The sequence below is a fragment of the Coprococcus comes ATCC 27758 genome (assembly GCF_025149785.1).
In the GTDB taxonomy this organism is placed as follows: Bacteria; Bacillota; Clostridia; order Lachnospirales; family Lachnospiraceae; genus Allocoprococcus; species Allocoprococcus comes.
In genome coordinates this window covers 2,123,353-2,141,805 of the sequence record NZ_CP102277.1, presented here as the reverse complement: position 1 = coordinate 2,141,805, position 18,453 = coordinate 2,123,353, and the positions used below count along the sequence as shown (strand labels likewise).

14 protein-coding genes are annotated in these 18,453 nt (G+C 44.6%); all 14 read left to right on the top strand.

The window, feature by feature from the left end:
• The first annotated feature begins 5 nt into the window (after positions 1 to 5).
• The 14 genes from NQ556_RS10730 to NQ556_RS10665 all read left to right on the top strand — a co-directional run bounded on the left by NQ556_RS10730 (position 6) and on the right by NQ556_RS10665 (position 18,428).
• Positions 6 to 932, top strand: a complete 927-nt coding sequence (locus NQ556_RS10730; protein WP_044999344.1) for a GerMN domain-containing protein — start codon at positions 6 to 8, stop codon at positions 930 to 932.
• A gap of 4 nt (positions 933 to 936) precedes the next feature.
• Positions 937 to 3,171: a DNA internalization-related competence protein ComEC/Rec2 gene (locus NQ556_RS10725; RefSeq protein WP_008374696.1), complete on the top strand. Its 2,235-nt coding sequence runs from the start codon at positions 937 to 939 to the stop codon at positions 3,169 to 3,171.
• Complete coding sequence (gene holA, locus NQ556_RS10720) at positions 3,168 to 4,157, top strand: DNA polymerase III subunit delta (RefSeq protein WP_173699811.1); 990 nt, start codon at positions 3,168 to 3,170, stop codon at positions 4,155 to 4,157. The genes NQ556_RS10725 and holA overlap by 4 nt, the downstream gene beginning before the upstream one ends.
• Positions 4,158 to 4,195: 38 nt before the next feature.
• Positions 4,196 to 6,007 (top strand): translation elongation factor 4, encoded by a 1,812-nt coding sequence (lepA, locus tag NQ556_RS10715; RefSeq protein WP_008374702.1) that lies wholly within the window; start codon positions 4,196 to 4,198, stop codon positions 6,005 to 6,007.
• Positions 6,008 to 6,216: 209 nt separating this feature from the next.
• Positions 6,217 to 7,398: a radical SAM family heme chaperone HemW gene (hemW, locus tag NQ556_RS10710; RefSeq protein WP_008374704.1), complete on the top strand. Its 1,182-nt coding sequence runs from the start codon at positions 6,217 to 6,219 to the stop codon at positions 7,396 to 7,398.
• Positions 7,399 to 7,512: 114 nt separating this feature from the next.
• Positions 7,513 to 8,445, top strand: coding sequence for a cysteine synthase A (cysK, locus tag NQ556_RS10705; RefSeq protein ID WP_022220708.1), 933 nt, complete (start codon positions 7,513 to 7,515; stop codon positions 8,443 to 8,445).
• 3 nt (positions 8,446 to 8,448) lie between these two features.
• Positions 8,449 to 8,895, top strand: coding sequence for an RrF2 family transcriptional regulator (locus tag NQ556_RS10700; protein ID WP_008374709.1), 447 nt, complete (start codon positions 8,449 to 8,451; stop codon positions 8,893 to 8,895).
• Positions 8,896 to 9,812: 917 nt separating this feature from the next.
• Complete coding sequence (gene hrcA, locus NQ556_RS10695; RefSeq protein WP_008374717.1) at positions 9,813 to 10,874, top strand: heat-inducible transcriptional repressor HrcA; 1,062 nt, start codon at positions 9,813 to 9,815, stop codon at positions 10,872 to 10,874.
• A 36-nt stretch (positions 10,875 to 10,910) separates the two neighbouring features.
• Entirely contained in the window at positions 10,911 to 11,534 is a 624-nt protein-coding gene (gene grpE / locus NQ556_RS10690) for a nucleotide exchange factor GrpE (RefSeq protein ID WP_044999348.1), read from the top strand.
• Positions 11,535 to 11,622: 88 nt separating this feature from the next.
• A complete protein-coding gene (gene dnaK / locus NQ556_RS10685) occupies positions 11,623 to 13,497 on the top strand; it encodes a molecular chaperone DnaK (RefSeq protein ID WP_008374721.1) in 1,875 nt (624 codons plus the stop codon).
• 218 nt (positions 13,498 to 13,715) lie between these two features.
• On the top strand, positions 13,716 to 14,903 hold the full coding sequence (gene dnaJ / locus NQ556_RS10680; protein ID WP_008374725.1) for a molecular chaperone DnaJ: 1,188 nt from the start codon (positions 13,716 to 13,718) through the stop codon (positions 14,901 to 14,903).
• A gap of 351 nt (positions 14,904 to 15,254) precedes the next feature.
• Complete coding sequence (locus NQ556_RS10675; protein WP_070097332.1) at positions 15,255 to 15,803, top strand: DUF6465 family protein; 549 nt, start codon at positions 15,255 to 15,257, stop codon at positions 15,801 to 15,803.
• A 74-nt stretch (positions 15,804 to 15,877) separates the two neighbouring features.
• Positions 15,878 to 17,062 carry an iron-containing alcohol dehydrogenase gene (locus NQ556_RS10670; RefSeq protein WP_044999225.1) on the top strand — a complete coding sequence of 395 codons (1,185 nt, stop codon included), beginning with the start codon at positions 15,878 to 15,880 and terminating at the stop codon, positions 17,060 to 17,062.
• Position 17,063: 1 nt separating this feature from the next.
• Positions 17,064 to 18,428: an MATE family efflux transporter gene (locus tag NQ556_RS10665; protein WP_227084508.1), complete on the top strand. Its 1,365-nt coding sequence runs from the start codon at positions 17,064 to 17,066 to the stop codon at positions 18,426 to 18,428.
• Positions 18,429 to 18,453 lie beyond the last annotated feature (25 nt).

Genomic DNA, 18,453 nt, shown 5'->3' with positions numbered 1-18,453 from the left:
GAAGAATGAAAAAAATTTACCAGATCATAAGCATTCTTCTTGCAATGTGTCTTCTTACAAGCATTGTGGGATGCAGAAAAAAGGAGCAGAAAGCAGATGCAAAATACACGATTTACCAGATTAACCAGAGCGGAACGGCGTTGGTTCCGAAGGACTACGATGGAACAGGAAAGTCGGTGGACGAAGAAGTAAAAGGAATGCTGTCTGCGCTGCAGAAGTGTGATGACGAGGTGAAGGCACAGGCGGCATTGCCGAAAAAGGTAAAACTGGAGAGATACACTCTGGAGGATGAAAAGCTGATCCTGTACTATAATGCTGCTTACGGAAAGATGGATACGGTAAGAGAGGTTCTGTGCAGGGCAGCGCTTGTCCGTTCACTGACGCAGATCGATGGAGTGGATCTGGTGATGATCTGTGTAGATGGAACGCCACTTACGGATAAAAAAGGGAATACTTATGGATACCAGCAGGCAGAAGATTTTGTACAGAACACAGGCTCTTCTATTAACTCTTTCCAGGAGATGAAGCTTACGCTGTATTATGCAGATTCATCTGGAGAAAAGCTGCAAAAGGAAGAGGATACGGTGCGGTATAACAGCAATGAGTCGAAGGAACGGGTTGTAGTGGAACAGCTGATGCGAGGACCATCCAATAACAGACTGCTTGCTACCATACCAAAAGGAACAAAGCTGCTGGGTGTGTCGATCAAAGATCATATCTGCTATCTGAATTTTGATGAAGGACTTCGGAACATTGCTCCGGGAGTCAGTCCGGAGACGGTGATCTATTCCATCGTAAATTCAGTGATCGATGGTGGAAATGTCTCTGAAGTACAGATTTCAATCAACGGAGACAGCAGTATTGTATATCAGGAGAGTATAAAGCTGGATGAACCTCTGAGCAGAAACCAGGAAATGATAAAGGAGGATTGATCGGTTGATCAAGCGAAGACTTGGTTTTGCCGGAATACTTCTGGCAGGACTGATTCTGGTACTGTATCTGACAGGGGGAGGAAAGATTTTTGGAAGACTCGGTGTGTCAAGGTGTGAGAAGCTCTGGAAAGAGTCGGAAGAAGTGATGGTGGAAGGAGAGGTTTATCAGAAAACCAGAAAAGAAGAAAAACTGATCCTGTATCTGAAAAAAATACAGATCAGAGAGATGGGGAATGGAAAAGCAGTTGCTGACGAGAGGATGCTTGTCTATCTGGATGAAAAGGGAAATGGTCCGGAAATCGGACAGCGGATCCTGGTTAAAGGCAATGTGGGATTTTTTGATCCGGCGGCCAATCCGGGCAATTTTGACCAGAAAAATTATTATAAGCAGCAGAATATCCAGGCAGTCTTATGGAAAGGGAAGGTTCTGGAAAAACAGGTGAAAAAGACTTCCCTCCGGGAAAAGCTGTGGCAGTTTAGGAACCGGACCGCAGATGAGATCTGCAGAGAGATGGGAAAGCGTCGAGGGGGTATTTTGTGTGCGGTTCTTTTGGGAGATTTTTTTTATACAGAAGAGAAAGTGAAAGAACTTTACCGGGTGGCAGGGATCGGGCATCTGCTGGCTATATCCGGTCTGCATATTTCTTTTTTGGGCAACGGACTTTACCGGGGACTTAGGAAAACCGGATTTTCTATTTTACAGGCCGGTGTAGTGGGAAGTCTGCTTCTTGGGAGTTATGTGGTGATGACTGGAATGAGTGTTTCGGCATTGCGGGCGTTTGCCATGTTTCTGATCCGGATGGGAGCAGAGCTGACAGGAAGGGAATACGATGGATTGACGGCACTTGGGATTGCGGAAATTGGTTTGCTTCTGGCAAATCCGTTGCGGCTTTTTACGGCAGGGTTCCAGCTTTCTTTTGCTGCGGTTCTCGGTATCTATCTGATTGGTTCGGGAAATAAAAAAGGCAGATTTTCAGACAGTGTCCGGATGTCGGTGAGGCTCTGGTCTTTTCTGCTGCCAGTTACATTGTGGCACTATTATGAAACCTGCCTGTATGCGCCAGCCTGGAATCTTCTGGTAATTCCGATGGCATCCGTGCTTCTGCTTTGCGGGAGTGCAGGGATGGCAGTCATGCTGATTCCGTGTGGGGCAGGAGATATAATGCAGAGCGCACTTTGGAAAATAACAGAGTGGATTTTGCTTTTTTATGAAAAAGGGAGCGGTCTGCTCCTGGAACTTCCGGGGGCAAGGTGGATTCCGGGAAGACCACGGCTCTGGCAGATTGCCTGTTATTATGGGGTTCTTCTATTTTATTTGTGGAGAAAAAGGAAGGAAAAGAAAGAGGGCGGACAAACCGGGAAACAGGTGGTAAGACAGCTTGTGACAGCTGGGATCCTGCTCATCCTGCTCGGGATCCCAAAGTGGAAACGAGGGCAGATGGAGCTGACTATGCTGGATGTGGGACAGGGCGACTGTTTTTTCTTTCGGGACGGAAACGGAAAAAATTACCTGATCGACGGCGGAAGCAGTTCGGTAGATGCAGCAGGAAGATACCGGTTGGAACCATTTTTAAAATTCCGGGGCGTGAAGAGGCTGGATTATGTGTGGGTGACGCATGGGGATGTGGATCACTTAAATGCAGTGGAAGAACTTCTGGAACGGAGAAAGTATGGAGTAGAAATCCAGTATCTGATTTTTCCGGAACAGAAATATTGGGATGAAAGGCTTATTAAATTATGTAATCTGGCAGAAGAAGCAGGAACGAAGGTACGGGTAATGGAGATGGATACTATTTTTCTGTCTGGAAAATTGAAGATGCGTTGTCTCTGGCCTGGAGAAGGTGAGCCATCTGAAAATGGAAATGAAAATTCTCTGGTACTTCACCTGCAATATGGAAAAATTACCATGCTTTTTACCGGAGATCTGGAAAATACCGGAGAAGAGCTGTTGGCAGAGAGAATAAAGAATCTCCGGAAAAAAGGAGAACTTCCGGCGTGTTATGATCTGCTGAAAGTCGGACACCACGGATCAAGAAATGCGACCGGCGAAGAGCTTCTGGAAGTGATCCGACCACGGGCAGCATTCTGTTCATCCGGAAAAGAAAACCGTTATGGACATCCGCATGCGGAAACACTGGAAAGACTTGCAAAATGGGGCGTAAGCCTATATAATACGAAAGACAGAGGTGCTGTCAGTATGTATACAGATGGAAGGAAATATGGTATCCAAAGTCCATGAAAAGTTTGAATGAAGATTTAAAGACAGGACAGTTTAAGCAGATTTATCTTCTGTACGGAGAAGAAGCTTATCTGAAAAAATTATATAAAAACCGTTTCGTCAAAGCGATGGTTCCGGAAGGTGACACGATGAATTATCGTTATTTTGAGGGAAAGAACACGAACCCGAAAGAGATTATCGACCTTGCCGAGACCTTACCTTTTTTTGCAGAGCGCAGGCTGATCGTTCTGGAAAATACCGGTTTTCTGAAAAATGCGACACCGGAGCTGGCAGAATATCTGAAGAACATGCCGGAGACCACTTATATGATCTTTGTGGAATCAGAGCTGGATAAGAGAGGAAAGCTCTACAAAGCGATCAAGGAGAAAGGTCATATTGTAGAACTGAAGCGGCAGGATGAAAAGACACTGATCCGCTGGATCCTTGGGATGGCGAAAAAGGAGAAGCTTCAGATGTCGGAGGCAGCAGTGCGCTATCTGCTTGCAAAGACTGGTAATGACATGGAGAATCTCGGGCAGGAGCTGGAAAAATTATTCTGTTACTGCATGAATCACACGGAGATCACGGCAGCAGATATTGATGAAATCTGTACTACGCAGATCGGAAACCATATTTTTGATATGGTAGATGCAGTTGCAGCAAAAGAGCAGAAAAAAGCGCTGGATTACTATTATGATCTTCTGACACTGAAGGAACCGCCGATGCGGATCCTCTACCTGCTGACCAGACAGTTCCGTATCCTGATGGAGGTAAAAGAGATGGACCGTACTGGGATTCCGCAAAAAGAGATTGCCGCCAAGGTGGGAATCATGCCATTCCTGGTAGGAAAGTACCGGGCACAGGCGAAGGCATTTACCAGGAAAGAGCTGCGTGGGATCGTAGAAGCCGGTGTACAGACGGAAGAAGATGTAAAAACCGGAAAGATGGGAGATATCCTCTCGGTGGAACTCTTTCTGGTGCAGTACAGTAGCAAACGGGAAAAGTAATCAGATATAGATAAGAAGAAAAAGGAGAGACTGAAAATATGCATATGGATCAGAAAAAGATTCGGAATTTTTGTATTATTGCACATATTGACCATGGAAAATCCACACTGGCGGACCGTATTATCGAACAGACAGGTCTTCTGACCAGCAGAGAGATGCAGGCCCAGGTGCTGGATAACATGGATCTGGAAAGAGAACGTGGTATCACAATCAAATCACAGGCAGTCCGCACAGTTTATAAGGCAAAGGATGGGGAGGAATATATCTTTAACCTGATCGATACTCCGGGACACGTAGACTTTAACTATGAAGTGTCACGGAGTCTTGCAGCCTGTGATGGAGCGATCCTGGTCGTTGATGCGGCACAGGGCGTAGAAGCGCAGACACTGGCAAATGTATATCTGGCACTGGACCATGATCTGGATGTCATGCCGGTTATCAACAAGATCGATCTTCCAAGCGCAGAGCCGCAGCGTGTGATCGAAGAGATTGAAGATGTGATCGGAATTGAAGCGCAGGATGCACCACTGATCTCGGCAAAGACAGGGCTTAATGTAGATCAGGTTCTGGAACAGATCGTGACAAAGATCCCTTCTCCGACAGGAGATCCAGATGCACCGCTTCAGGCACTGATTTTCGATTCTCTCTATGATCCGTATAAAGGCGTTATCGTATTCTGCCGTATCAAAGAAGGATGTATCACGAAAGGAATGCCGATTCATATGATGGCGACAGGTGCAACTGCTGATGTTGTGGAGGTTGGATATTTTGGTGCCGGACAGTTTATCCCTTGCGATGAGCTTTCAGCAGGAATGGTTGGATATTTTACAGCCAGCCTGAAAAATGTAAAGGACACCCGTGTGGGTGATACCGTAACAGGTGCGGAAAATCCATGTTCTGAGCCTCTTCCGGGATATAAAAAGGTCAACCCGATGGTGTACTGCGGAATGTATCCGGCAGACAGCTCCAAATACCCGGATCTGAGAGATGCACTGGAAAAACTGCAACTCAACGATGCGGCACTTCAGTTTGAACCGGAGACCTCTCTTGCGCTGGGATTTGGTTTCCGCTGTGGTTTCCTTGGACTTTTGCATCTGGAGATCATTCAGGAGAGACTGGAGAGAGAATACAATCTGGATCTGGTGACAACTGCGCCGGGCGTTATCTACAAGGTGCACAAGACCAACGGAGAAGTGATCGACCTGACCAATCCGTCTAATCTTCCGGATCCGTCAGAAATTGATTTTATGGAAGAGCCGATGGTAAAAGCAGAGATTATGGTGACATCCGAATTTATCGGTGCGATCATGGATCTGTGTCAGGAAAGACGTGGCGAATATCAGGGAATGGAATACATCGAAGAGACCAGAGCGGTATTGAAATACCACCTGCCTCTGAATGAGATCATCTATGATTTCTTTGATGCGCTCAAATCCAGATCCCGTGGTTATGCGTCTTTTGATTATGAAATGCTCGGCTATGTCAAATCTGATCTGGTCAAGCTGGACATCCTGATCAACAAAGAAGAAGTGGATGCTCTTTCCTTTATTGTATTTGCGGGAAGTGCTTATGAGAGAGGAAGAAAGATGTGTGAGAAGCTCAAAGAAGAGATTCCGAGACAGCTTTTTGAAATTCCGATCCAGGCAGCTGTCGGAAGCAAGATCATTGCCCGTGAGACAGTAAGAGCCATGCGTAAGGACGTACTTGCCAAGTGCTACGGCGGTGATATCAGCCGTAAGAAGAAGCTTCTGGAAAAGCAGAAGGAAGGAAAGAAGCGTATGCGCCAGGTTGGAAATGTAGAAATTCCACAGAAGGCATTTATGAGTGTATTAAAACTGGACGACAAATAGATAGACAAAGGATAATCGAGCAGGCTGGCTCCTACTCGATTCGTATACTTTGTACACTATCTCGCTTAACAGCTCGATGATGTACATTCGCCAAGTACAGATTCTTTTGCAAGCACAAATCTGTACTTGGCTCATCGTATACACAAAAAGGCAGGAGCGGTTTCCGAGGGAAAGGTTCCTGCCTTTTGCACAGAAAAGGAGAAAAGCAGATGCAGCCTTTAGAACTATATATTCATATTCCGTTTTGTGTGAAAAAATGTGCATATTGTGATTTCCTTTCCGGTCCGGCCGGAGAAAAGGAAAAAGAGGAATATGTGAAAATGCTGGTCGATGAGATCAGAAACTGTCCGGATACAGTGCAGAATTACAGGGTGATTTCCATTTTTTTCGGAGGCGGAACCCCATCTCTTCTTACCGGTGAGCAGATTGGGCGGCTGATGGATACGGTCAGGGAAATATTTACGTTGGATGAGGACGCAGAGATCACTATGGAAATGAATCCGGGAACGGTAACGGAAGAAAAACTGCGAAAGTACAGACAGGCAGGGGTGAACCGTCTGAGTATCGGTCTGCAGTCGGTCAATGATGAGGAACTTCGTCTGCTTGGAAGAATCCATACTTATGAAGAATTTCTGGAAGCATATCATCTGGCGAGAGCCAATGGTTTTGCAAATATCAATGTAGACCTGATCTCGGCAATTCCGGGGCAGACGGTGGAAAGCTGGAGGCGTACACTGGAGCAGGTAATGGCACTTTTCCCGGAGCATATTTCTGCATATAGTCTGATCTTGGAAGAGGGAACAACTTTCTATAAAAAATATGTAGAAGACGAGGCAAAAGAAGGGCCAAAGCTTCCGGATGAGGATGCGGAGCGTCAGATGTACTGGGATACAGAAACGCTGATGGAGAAGAACGGATATCACCGTTACGAGATTTCCAATTATGCTAAGGAGGGATATGCCTGCCGGCACAACCTGGGATATTGGGAGAGAATTCCGTATCTGGGATTTGGAATTGGTGCGGCATCTCTGGTTCCCGGGGATCTGATTGGAAAATGCAGGAAGCTGAAAGGAAAAATGAGTCGCTACACGAACCCGGATCAGTTAAGGGAGTATGCACATTCCTACAGGAACAAATTTCAGGCAGAGCTTCTGACAGAAACTGAGGAGATGGAGGAATTTATGTTTCTTGGACTGCGGAAAATGAACGGAATCTCAAAAAAAGAATTTTCAGAGTATTTTGGGAAAAGTCTGGAGGATATTTACGGTGAACCGATCTGCAAACTGGAAAGCTTAAAGCTTCTTGAGCAGGATGATGACAGAGTATGGCTTACAAAACGGGGGATCGATGTCAGCAACAGTGTGTTTGTAGAGTTTCTGCTGGAAGAGTAAAATTTGGAAAATCAGAAAAATATAAAGTATACTTGACAAATAGGTTTTATAGGCATATAATGACATCATCGAGTTAAACCTATCAAAACAGTAGGAAAGAAAGGAGAACTTACGATGTCAAAAATTTATAATGGTGCTTTAGAGCTTGTTGGAAATACTCCTCTTGTAGAGGTGAAAAATATTGAAGAAGAATTAGGATTAGAGGCAAGAATCCTTGTGAAACTGGAATATTTTAACCCGGCCGGAAGTGTAAAAGACAGAATTGCCAAAGCAATGATCGAGGATGCTGAGGAAAAAGGATTATTAAAAGAAGGTTCTGTTATCATTGAGCCTACTTCGGGAAATACGGGAATCGGTCTTGCATCGATTGCAGCAGTCAAAGGATACCGTATCATTCTTACTATGCCGGAGACAATGAGTGTAGAAAGAAGAAATATCCTGAAAGCATACGGAGCAGAGATTGTTCTGACAGAAGGCGTAAAGGGAATGAAGGGTGCGATTGAAAAAGCAGATGAACTTGCAAAAGAGATCCCGGGCAGCTATATCCCTGGACAGTTTGTTAATCCGGCTAATCCGGAAGTACACAGAAAGACAACCGGACCAGAGATCTGGAAGGATACAGACGGAGAAGTAGATCTGTTTATCGCAGGTGTTGGTACAGGTGGAACACTGACCGGTGTCGGCGAATATCTGAAATCCCAGAATCCGGATGTGAAGATCGTTGCATTGGAGCCTGCAAGCTCACCGGTACTTTCTACAGGAAAAGGTGGTCCTCACAAGATTCAGGGAATCGGAGCAGGATTTGTACCGGACGTACTCAACACAACTGTATATGATGAAATATTTACTGTAGAAAATGATGACGCTTTTGCAACAGGAAAGCTGCTTGCAAAGAAAGAGGGAATCCTGGTAGGAATTTCTTCGGGAGCCGCACTTTATGGAGCGATCGAACTTGCAAAACGTCCGGAAAACAAAGGAAAGACGATTGTGGCACTGCTTCCGGATACCGGAGACAGATATTACTCCACACCGCTCTTCACGGAGTAGAATATGAATTTTTCAAAGAAAAGCAGATACGGACTTCGGGCACTGATCGACCTGTCCGTATACTCAAAAGAATCCCATGTTGCACTTGCAGCAATTGCAGAGCGTAACAGTATTTCACCGCAGTATCTGGAACAGGTATTTGCGGCACTCAGAAAAGCCGGAATCATTAAAAGCGTGAAAGGACCGCAGGGGGGATACCTGTTGGCGAAGCCTGCCACAAAGATTTCGGTTGCGGAAATATTACGTGCGCTGGAAGGTGATTATCTCATCGAAGAAGAGGATGTAGAAGGCGCCGAGAACGGAAGAGCTGCGGCTCAGGCTGTACAGAGTGAAGTTATCGAACGTCTGAACAGAGGACTACAGGATATCCTTGAGAATCTGTTTCTCTCTGACCTCGAACAAAAATATCAGGAATACAGTGAATACAGTCAGGATATGTACTATATATAATAGAAGAAATGCACACCATCAGACCGGGAGGCTGGGGTGTGTATTTTTTGTTTGACGGTCGGGTGGGGAGTTTGGGAGGAAGGGAGCAGGCGGTTCAGGCAGAAAAGAAGGGATTCCGATTCAATCGGCAAACCATTCCGATGAGCCTCCGAAAGCAATCATTGTGTCAGAAATGGCTTCCACAATGATTTGAGTCTCATCTACATTGCCTCAAATGAATTGGAATCCCTTCTTTTCTGCCTGGTCGCCCCGCCCCTTTCCTCCCAAACTCCCCACCCTCTTCCTGGAAGACAGAAAACATACAGACGGGACGCCCCAGTCTGATGATGTGCGGAAAAAACCGGTTGCTCCAGCCAGTTGTTGGTTAAGTGGAAGTGTGGAGCTCCCAGAAAGTAGAAAATGCATCATCTCAAAACAGCCTAATCCCAAAATTCGCAGACAAAAACAGCGTAGTCCCAGAAAGTAGAAAATACATCATCTTCAAACAGTCCGATCCCAATATTTGCGGACGAAAATGGCGCAGCCATTAAGTCCCGCCCCACGCAATACAGTATTGTTAAAGAAGCAAGTAAATCCTTTATAGTATGTCCTGTAAGCGCCCAAATCAAGTCGATTATTATAGGCTTGAGTGAGGTTCCACCCGGATATGCTGTCGGATTCCAATTCATTTGAGGCAATGGAGAGGAGACTCAGAACATTATGGAAGCCTTTGCTGACATAATGTTCGCTTTCAGAGGCTCATCGGAATGGTTTGCCGATTGAATTGGAATCCGACAGCATATCCGGGTGGAACCGGACTAAAAATAAAAAAATCATAAACCCTGTTGACAAAGTGAATAGTAAGTGGTACATTTATAAGCGTAGAAAATGTTAGCACTCAGACATAACGAGTGCTAATAACAAAAAGGAGGTAGCATATGGAAGCCATACAGGAACTTAGTGAGCGGAAGACGAAGATCTTACATGCAATCATTAAGAACTATCTTGAGACCGGAGAGCCTGTGGGATCCAGAACGATTTCCAAGTATACGGATTTGAATTTAAGTTCGGCAACGATCCGGAATGAGATGGCAGATCTCGAAGAGCTTGGTTATATCATGCAGCCTCACACATCAGCAGGAAGGATTCCGTCGGATAAAGGTTACAGATGGTATGTGGATATGCTGATGAGCCAGAAAGAACAGGAGATTACCGAAATCAAAGGTCAGATGCTTGAGAAGGCTGACAAGATGGAAGAACTTCTGAAGCAGGTTGCAAAGGTTCTTGCGAACAACACGAATTATGCGACGATGATTTCGACTCCGACTTACAACGGGAACAAATTAAAATTTATCCAGCTTTCACAGGTTGATGACCATCAGCTGATCGTTGTGATCGTGATGGAAGGCAACATTGTAAAGAACCAGATCGTGACACTGGATGAGCCGCTCAGCAATGAAGCACTATTGAAGCTGAATATGCTTCTGAATACTTCGCTGAATGGAACTTCACTAGAGCAGATCAATCTGGGAGTGATTGCAAGACTGAAAGAACAGGCAGGGATCCACAGTGGTGTGATGAGCAGTGTCCTGGATGCAGTAGCGAATGTGATCCAGCTGGATGACGACATGGAGATTTACACCAGTGGCGCGACGAATATTTTCAAGTATCCGGAGCTTAGTGATAAGCAGAGCGCACAGGAGATCATCAGTGCTTTTGAAGAAAAGCAGCAGCTTGCCGCTCTGGTAACAAAGTCAATGGCAAACGGCGGTGAAGACAGAGACATTCAGGTATACATCGGAGATGAATCGAATGTGGAGAACATGAAAGACTGCAGCGTAGTCACAGCAACATATGAGTTGGGCGAGGGCATGCAGGGAACCATCGGAATCATCGGACCGAAGCGAATGGATTATGAACATGTCATGAAGACGCTTAAGACACTGATGGCAGAGCTGGATGACATATTCCACAGGGATGAGCCGAAAAAGCTCGAATAAGAAGTAAGAAAGGTGGAAGAACCATTGGATAAAAAGATGAGTAATGAAGAAATGGTAAAAGAAGCAGTGGAAGAAGCAAAGAAAGCTGCGGAGGCAGAAGCCAAAGAGCAGGAACCGGAAGAAACCGAAGCAACAGAGGAAGAAGCTGTTGGTAAAGAGACGAATTCCGAAGATACTGAAGAACCAAAGAAAAAGAAGCTGTTTGAAAAGAAGAATAAAAAAGATAAAAAGGATGAGCAGATCGCAGATCTGACAGACAAACTTACGAGACACATGGCTGAGTTCGATAATTACAGAAAGCGTACTGAAAAAGAAAAGTCAGCGATGTATGAGATCGGAGCCAAAGATGTTGTAGAAAAAATTCTTCCGATTGTAGACAACTTTGAACGCGGACTTCAGTCCGTACCGGAAGAAAAGAAAGATGATCCGTTCGTAGATGGAATGGATAAGATCTATAAACAAATGATGAGCACACTGGAAGGAATCGGAGTAAAACCGATCGAAGCAGTTGGTCAGGAATTCGATCCGAATTTCCACAATGCAGTGATGCATGTGGAGGATGAAGAACTTGGTGAAAATGTAGTAGCCGAGGAATTCCAGAAAGGATATATGTACCGTGACTCAGTCGTAAGACACAGCATGGTAAAGGTAGCAAACTAAGATATACCGTGTACCGCATTTACGATACACTTTATATAAATAACAAAGCAAAATACAATTTTTATTATATTAACAGGAGGTCTTCATAATGGGCAAAATCATTGGTATTGACTTAGGTACAACAAACAGTTGTGTAGCGGTTATGGAAGGTGGACAGCCGGTCGTAATCGCAAATACAGAAGGAGCAAGAACTACACCATCTGTAGTAGCATTTACAAAGACAGGAGAACGTCTTGTAGGTGAACCTGCAAAACGTCAGGCAGTAACAAATGCAGAAAAGACAATCTCATCTATCAAGCGTGAGATGGGTACAGATCATAAAGTAGACATCGATGGAAAGAAATATTCTCCACAGGAAATTTCAGCTATGATCCTTCAGAAATTGAAAGCAGATGCAGAAGGATATCTTGGAGAAAAAGTTACGGAAGCAGTTATCACTGTTCCGGCTTACTTCAACGATGCTCAGCGTCAGGCTACAAAAGATGCAGGTAAGATTGCAGGTCTTGATGTAAAACGTATCATCAACGAGCCTACAGCAGCAGCTCTTGCATATGGACTTGACAATGAAAAAGAACAGAAGATCATGGTATACGACCTTGGCGGTGGTACATTTGATGTATCTGTTATCGAGATCGGTGACGGCGTTATCGAAGTTCTTTCTACAGCTGGTAACAACAGACTTGGTGGAGATGACTTCGACCAGAAGATCACAGATTATATGCTTGCAGATTTCAAGGCAAAAGAAGGCGTAGACCTGTCAACAGACAGAATGGCACTTCAGAGACTGAAAGAAGCAGCTGAAAAAGCAAAGAAAGAACTTTCTTCTGCAACAACAACAAACATTAACCTTCCGTTCATCACAGCAACAGCTGAAGGACCGAAGCATTTTGATATGACTCTTACAAGAGCTAAATTCGATGAACTGACACGTGACCTTGTAGAAAAGACACAGGAACCGGTAAGACGTGCACTTTCTGATGCAGGACTTACAGCAGCAGACTTAGGTCAGGTACTTCTTGTTGGTGGATCTACACGTATCCCGGCAGTTCAGGAAGAAGTAAAACGTCTGACAGGAAAAGAACCAAGTAAATCGCTTAACCCGGATGAATGTGTAGCACTTGGTGCTTCTATCCAGGGTGGTAAGCTTGCAGGAGATGCAGGTGCAGGCGACATCCTTCTTCTTGATGTAACTCCACTTTCACTTTCTATCGAAACAATGGGTGGTGTAGCTACAAGACTGATCGAGAGAAACACAACAATCCCGACAAAGAAGAGCCAGATCTTCTCTACAGCAGCTGATAACCAGACAGCCGTTGATATCAATGTTGTACAGGGTGAAAGACAGTTTGCAAGAGATAACAAGTCCCTCGGACAGTTCAGACTGGATGGAATTCCGCCGGCTCCACGTGGAATCCCACAGATCGAAGTTACATTCGATATTGATGCAAACGGTATCGTAAATGTATCTGCAAAAGATCTGGGAACAGGAAAAGAACAGCACATCACAATTACAGCAGGATCTAATATGTCTGATGCAGATATCGACAAAGCTGTAAAAGAAGCTGCAGAATTTGAAGCTCAGGATAAGAAACGTAAAGAAGCAATCGATGCTAAGAACGATGCCGACGCTATGGTATTCCAGACAGAAAAAGCACTTGGCGAAGTTGGAGATAAGATCGATGCAGCAGACAAAGCAGCAGTAGAAGCTGACGTACAGGCTCTGAAAGATCTGCTTGCGAAAGCGAATACAGAAGAACTTACAGATGCTCAGGTTGCAGAAATCAAAGCAGGAAAAGAAAAACTGATGGAAAGCGCTCAGAAACTGTTCACAAAGGTTTACGAACAGGCAGGCGCACAGGCTGGTCAGGCAGGACCACAGGCAGGACCTGCACCAGAAGCAGGACCGGCTCCGGAAGGATTTAACGGAGATGACGTAGTTGACGGAGATTACAAAGAAGTTTAATCCGTAAGATAAGATGAGAAACTGCAAGGCGGCATTATACCGTCTTGCAGATTTCATGTATCATAAATAAAAATAGTTTTTTATGACATAAAAAGCCTCCGGTTAGGTGAACTGCATGTGCAAAGAAGATGTTGCAGAGAGCCGGCGCGGGCATGAGAATGTGCCAGGGTACATTCTGTATTAAAATACTTTGAGAAATATCTAAGTGAGGTAGGATTATGGCAGAGGCAAAAAGGGATTATTATGAGATCCTGGGCGTATCACGAGATGCGGATGATGCGACTCTGAAAAAAGCATACAGAGCTTTGGCGAAAAAATATCACCCGGATATGAATCCAGGAGATGCAGAAGCCGAAAAGAAGTTCAAGGAGGCTTCTGAAGCCTATGCTGTTCTGAGTGATGCAGACAAACGGCGTCAGTACGATCAGTTTGGTCATGCAGCGTTTGAAGGCGGTGCAGGCGGAGCCGGTGGATATGGCGGTTTTGATTTTAACGGGGCAGACTTTGGTGATATTTTTGGTGATATTTTTGGTGATCTGTTTGGCGGTGGCAGAAGAGGCGGACGTGCGAACAATGGTCCGATGAAAGGCGCCAATATCCGTAAAGGTGTCCGGATTACATTTGAGGAAGCAATTTTTGGATGCGAGAAGGAACTGGATATCGTTCTGAAAGATCCATGTACAAAGTGTAATGGAACAGGAGCAAAACCGGGAACAAGTCCGGAGACCTGTTCAAAATGTGGTGGAAAAGGTCAGGTTGTTTATACATCACAGTCGTTCTTCGGAACGGTGCAGAATGTGCAGACCTGTCCGGACTGTCATGGAACGGGTAAGATCATTCGTGAGAAATGTCCGGACTGTGGTGGAACAGGCTATACTTCAAGCCGCAAGAAGATCAAAGTCACAATCCCGGCAGGTATTGACAATGGTCAGAGCGTAAGAATCCGTGAGAAAGGTGAACCGGGTGTGAATGGCGGACCGAGGGGAGATCTTCTGGTAGAAGTTACGGTTTCCAGACATCCAATCTTCCAGAGACAGGATGTTCATATTTTCTCAACTGCACCAATTTCGTTTGCGCAGGCAGCACTTGGTGGTGATGTGCGAATCAAGACGGTTGATGGTGATGTGATCTATACCGTAAAACCGGGAACTAAGACTGATACAAAAGTACGCCTGAAAGGAAAAGGGGTACCTTCTTTGAGAAATCCTCAGGTCAGAGGTGATCATTATGTGACGCTGGTTATTCAGACCCCGGAAAAATTAAGTCCGGAAGCCAAAGAAGTGCTTAGACATTTTGATCAGTTGACAGGAAATACACTGAACCAGGAAGAGCCGGCTTCTGAATCGAAGGGTAAAGCTAAGAAAAAAGGGTTCATGGATAAGTTAAAAGAAACATTTGAAGAATAATAAAAAGGTGGCTGCGAAAAACTCGATTGAATTTTTCACAGCCACCTTTTTTTATTCTTCTTCGTCTTCCAGTTCTCCTCCGATGACACCTCCGAGAACGGCAGTGAAAGAAGCAACAACGACAGCGGCGATGATTGCTACACCGATCAGTGCTACTAAAATACCCATAACACGTACCTCCTTTTCTCGTCTTTTTATAGTATAACACGGAGGCAAGTAAAATTAAATGAAAAAATGTGACTTTTTTCATTTAGTATGCTATAATGTCAAAGAGCAAATGATAACACAGCGTATTGTCAGTTTTGCGGATTTAAAATAGTAAGGCTTAGCGGTTAAGGAGGGCAAACCAATATGGCACTGAAAAAACAGATAAAAGAAACAAAGGCAGCAGAGGTAAAGGCAGCGGCAGAAACTAAAGAAGAAGTAAAAACAGCAGTTAAAGCAGCAGAAGATAAAGTCAGCGAAAAAGTAGAAGAAGTAAAAGAAACTGCTAAAAAAGAAGCACAGCCGAAAGAAGTAAAGGCTACTGTTGAAAAGAAAGCGCAGGAGGTAAAAAAAGCTGCAGGAGAAGTGAAAAAAACAGTAGAAGAAACAGCTGAAAAAGCTGCAAAAGAAGTGAAGAAAACTGCAGAGAAAGTTACAAAAGAAGTAAAGAAAGCAGCACCAAAAACAACAGCAAAAAAATCTGCGGCAAAGAAAGAAATCAAAACAGAAGTTGTTCTTCAGTATGGTGAAAAAGAAGTAAACACAAAAGATATGATTGCTTCAGTAAAAAAAGACTGGACAAAACAGAAACATAAAATTTCCGAGATCAAGAGTATTGAGCTTTATGTAAAACCGGAAGATTATGCAGTATACTATGTAATCAATGGCGAACATACCGGAAAAGTATGGTTATAAGATAAGACTGAAAGATTTAGTCCGAACCGCAATCTTTATTGAACGGTTCGGATTTTTTTAAGGAGAGAGGTAAAATGCAAAAGTTTATACAGTATACCCCGACAGAAATCCTGTTTGGAGAAAATGCACAGGCAGAAGTTGGGAAAGAAGTTAAGAAATGGGGCGGAAGCCGTGTATTTATCGTATATGGCGGTGGAAGTGTAAAGAAAAGCGGACTTCTTGCGCAGGTAGAAGAAGCCCTGGAAAAAGAAGGACTTGCTTATGAGGAATTTGGCGGAGTAAAGCCAAATCCCCGGATGGCATATGCACAGGAAGGCGTTGAGAAAGCAATTGAGTTCGGTGCGGATTTTCTTCTTGCAGTAGGCGGTGGAAGTTCTATTGATACAGCAAAGGCAATCGCCCATGGTGTGGCAAACCCGGACTGGTCTCTGGAGGAAATCTGGGGAGGTGAAATCATACTTACCAGATCGACACCGGTAGGATGCGTACTTACGATTGCGGCAGCAGGAAGTGAAACAAGCGATTCCGCAGTTCTGACAAACGAAGAAACAGGGAAAAAGGGAGGAATCAGCACTAGCCTGAACCGCCCGAAGTTTGCGATTATGAATCCGGTTCTTACCTATACGCTTCCAAAATATCAGATTGCGTGCGGAATCGTGGATATCATGATGCATACACTGGAGCGATATTTTATTCCAAATACGAGAAATCAGATAACAGATGAGATTGCAGAGGGAGTTCTGCGGGTTGTGATTGAAAATGGAAAGAAAGGTCTGGAGAATCCGACAGACTACGATGCCATGAGTGAAATCATGTGGGCAGGAAGCCTTTCACATAATGGTCTGACAGGTCTCGGAAGAGCAAAAGATTTTTCTGTACATAAGCTCGGACATGCACTTGGTGCAAAATATGATAAGGCGCATGGTGCAACCCTTTCAGCTGTCTGGGGATCCTGGGCAGAATATGTCTATAAAAACGATGAAGAAAGATTTGCGCATTACGCAAAAAAAGTATGGGGCGTAGAGGAAGAAGATGTGGCGAAAGCCGCAAAAGAGGGAATTCGCCGGACGGTAGAATATTTCCGTGAGATTCATATGCCGACAAATTTAAAGGAACTGGAGATCGGAGAAGTATCAGAGGAAGATCTGCGGGAACTTTCTATGGCGGCGACATTAAATGATACCGTAAAACTTTCAAAAATCAAAGAACTTACTGCCGAAGATGTATACCAGATTTTTCGGAAAGCAGCAGGAAAATAAGATGGAAATAAATAAGAGAAAGTTTTACAGACAAGTGTTCGCACTTGTAATTCCAATGGCACTTCAGAATCTGATCAATGTGGGTGTGACGGCGGCAGACGTGCTGATGCTTGGAAGAGTCAGCGAAAAAGTTCTTTCAGGTGCATCCCTTGCAGGGCAGATACAGTTTGTCATGACACTGATCCTTTTCGGTACAACATCAGGTGCAACGGTTTTGACCGCACAGTACTGGGGAAAGAAAGATACACAGACGATTGAAAAAATCCTTGGAATGGGAATGACCATCGGTGTCAGCTGTGCAGCTCTTTTTACCATTGTTGCGGAAATCATTCCGGAAGTGCTGCTTCACATCTATACCAGTGACCCGGCCGTGATCGCAGAAGGTGTGAAATATTTGCGGATCGTGGCGCTTTCCTATGTCCTGATGGCGGCAACGCAGGTCTATCTTTACATTATGCGGAGTATCGAGCAGGTTGTGATTGCAACGGTTGTCTACAGCGCGTCACTAATTTGTAATGTCCTGGTAAATGCGCTTCTTATTTTTGGCTTATTTGGTTTACCGAAGATGGGAATTATGGGTGCGGCAATCGGAACTCTGACAGCAAGGATCGTAGAACTTATCATTGTAATCTGGTATGCAAAAGTAAAAAACCATGACGTTAGATTTCACCCGGTCTATATGCGTAAGATCGACAAGGTGCTTCTAAAAGACTTTCTGATTTATGCGAGTCCGGTGATCTTGAATGAAATGATGTGGGGACTTGGTTCTACTGCGAATACAGCAGTGATCGGTCATCTGGGAAGTGCTGCGGTGGCAGCAAATTCTGTTGCTCAGGTTGCAAGACAGCTGGCAACGGTGGTTGCCTTTGGTGTATCCAATGCGACGGCCATTTATCTTGGTAAGACCATCGGTGCAAAAGAGTTTCATCTGGCAAAAGAATATGGAAAAAGATTTTTGTGGCTGAGTATTATTACCGGTGCGGTAGGAGGCGGCATCATTCTGATAGCTGCTCCGATTGCAAATCATGTGATGACACTCTCACAGGAAGCGCAGGGGTATCTTTATTTTATGTTTTTTGTTATGTCTTACTTTACACTCTGCCAGGCGATCAATACGACCCTTGTGGTGGGTGTATTCCGGGCAGGAGGAGATACCAGGTTTGGTCTGATCCTGGATGTGTCTACCATGTGGGGATGCTCTATTCTGCTGGGTATGATCGCTGCCTTTGTCTTTCATGCGCCGGTACAGGTTGTTTATATCCTTCTGATGAGTGATGAGGTGATCAAAGTACCGATCACAGTCATGCGCTACCGGAGCTATAAATGGATTCAGAATGTGACGAGAGAAAAAGCAGAGCTGGCATAACATTGTATGCGAAAATAAATTTGGA

What these genes read in the sequence shown, in the direction of transcription:
- hemW (WP_008374704.1), top strand. Translation starts at nt 6,217, where the DNA reads ATGCAGCCTTTAGAACTATATATTCATATTCCGTTTTGTGTGAAAAAA.
- holA (WP_173699811.1), top strand. Translation starts at nt 3,168, where the DNA reads ATGAAAAGTTTGAATGAAGATTTAAAGACAGGACAGTTTAAGCAGATT.
- NQ556_RS10665 (WP_227084508.1), top strand. Translation starts at nt 17,064, where the DNA reads ATGGAAATAAATAAGAGAAAGTTTTACAGACAAGTGTTCGCACTTGTA.
- dnaK (WP_008374721.1), top strand. Translation starts at nt 11,623, where the DNA reads ATGGGCAAAATCATTGGTATTGACTTAGGTACAACAAACAGTTGTGTA.
- cysK (WP_022220708.1), top strand. Translation starts at nt 7,513, where the DNA reads ATGTCAAAAATTTATAATGGTGCTTTAGAGCTTGTTGGAAATACTCCT.
- lepA (WP_008374702.1), top strand. Translation starts at nt 4,196, where the DNA reads ATGCATATGGATCAGAAAAAGATTCGGAATTTTTGTATTATTGCACAT.
- NQ556_RS10700 (WP_008374709.1), top strand. Translation starts at nt 8,449, where the DNA reads ATGAATTTTTCAAAGAAAAGCAGATACGGACTTCGGGCACTGATCGAC.
- NQ556_RS10675 (WP_070097332.1), top strand. Translation starts at nt 15,255, where the DNA reads ATGGCACTGAAAAAACAGATAAAAGAAACAAAGGCAGCAGAGGTAAAG.
- dnaJ (WP_008374725.1), top strand. Translation starts at nt 13,716, where the DNA reads ATGGCAGAGGCAAAAAGGGATTATTATGAGATCCTGGGCGTATCACGA.
- hrcA (WP_008374717.1), top strand. Translation starts at nt 9,813, where the DNA reads ATGGAAGCCATACAGGAACTTAGTGAGCGGAAGACGAAGATCTTACAT.
- NQ556_RS10670 (WP_044999225.1), top strand. Translation starts at nt 15,878, where the DNA reads ATGCAAAAGTTTATACAGTATACCCCGACAGAAATCCTGTTTGGAGAA.
- grpE (WP_044999348.1), top strand. Translation starts at nt 10,911, where the DNA reads ATGAGTAATGAAGAAATGGTAAAAGAAGCAGTGGAAGAAGCAAAGAAA.
- NQ556_RS10730 (WP_044999344.1), top strand. Translation starts at nt 6, where the DNA reads ATGAAAAAAATTTACCAGATCATAAGCATTCTTCTTGCAATGTGTCTT.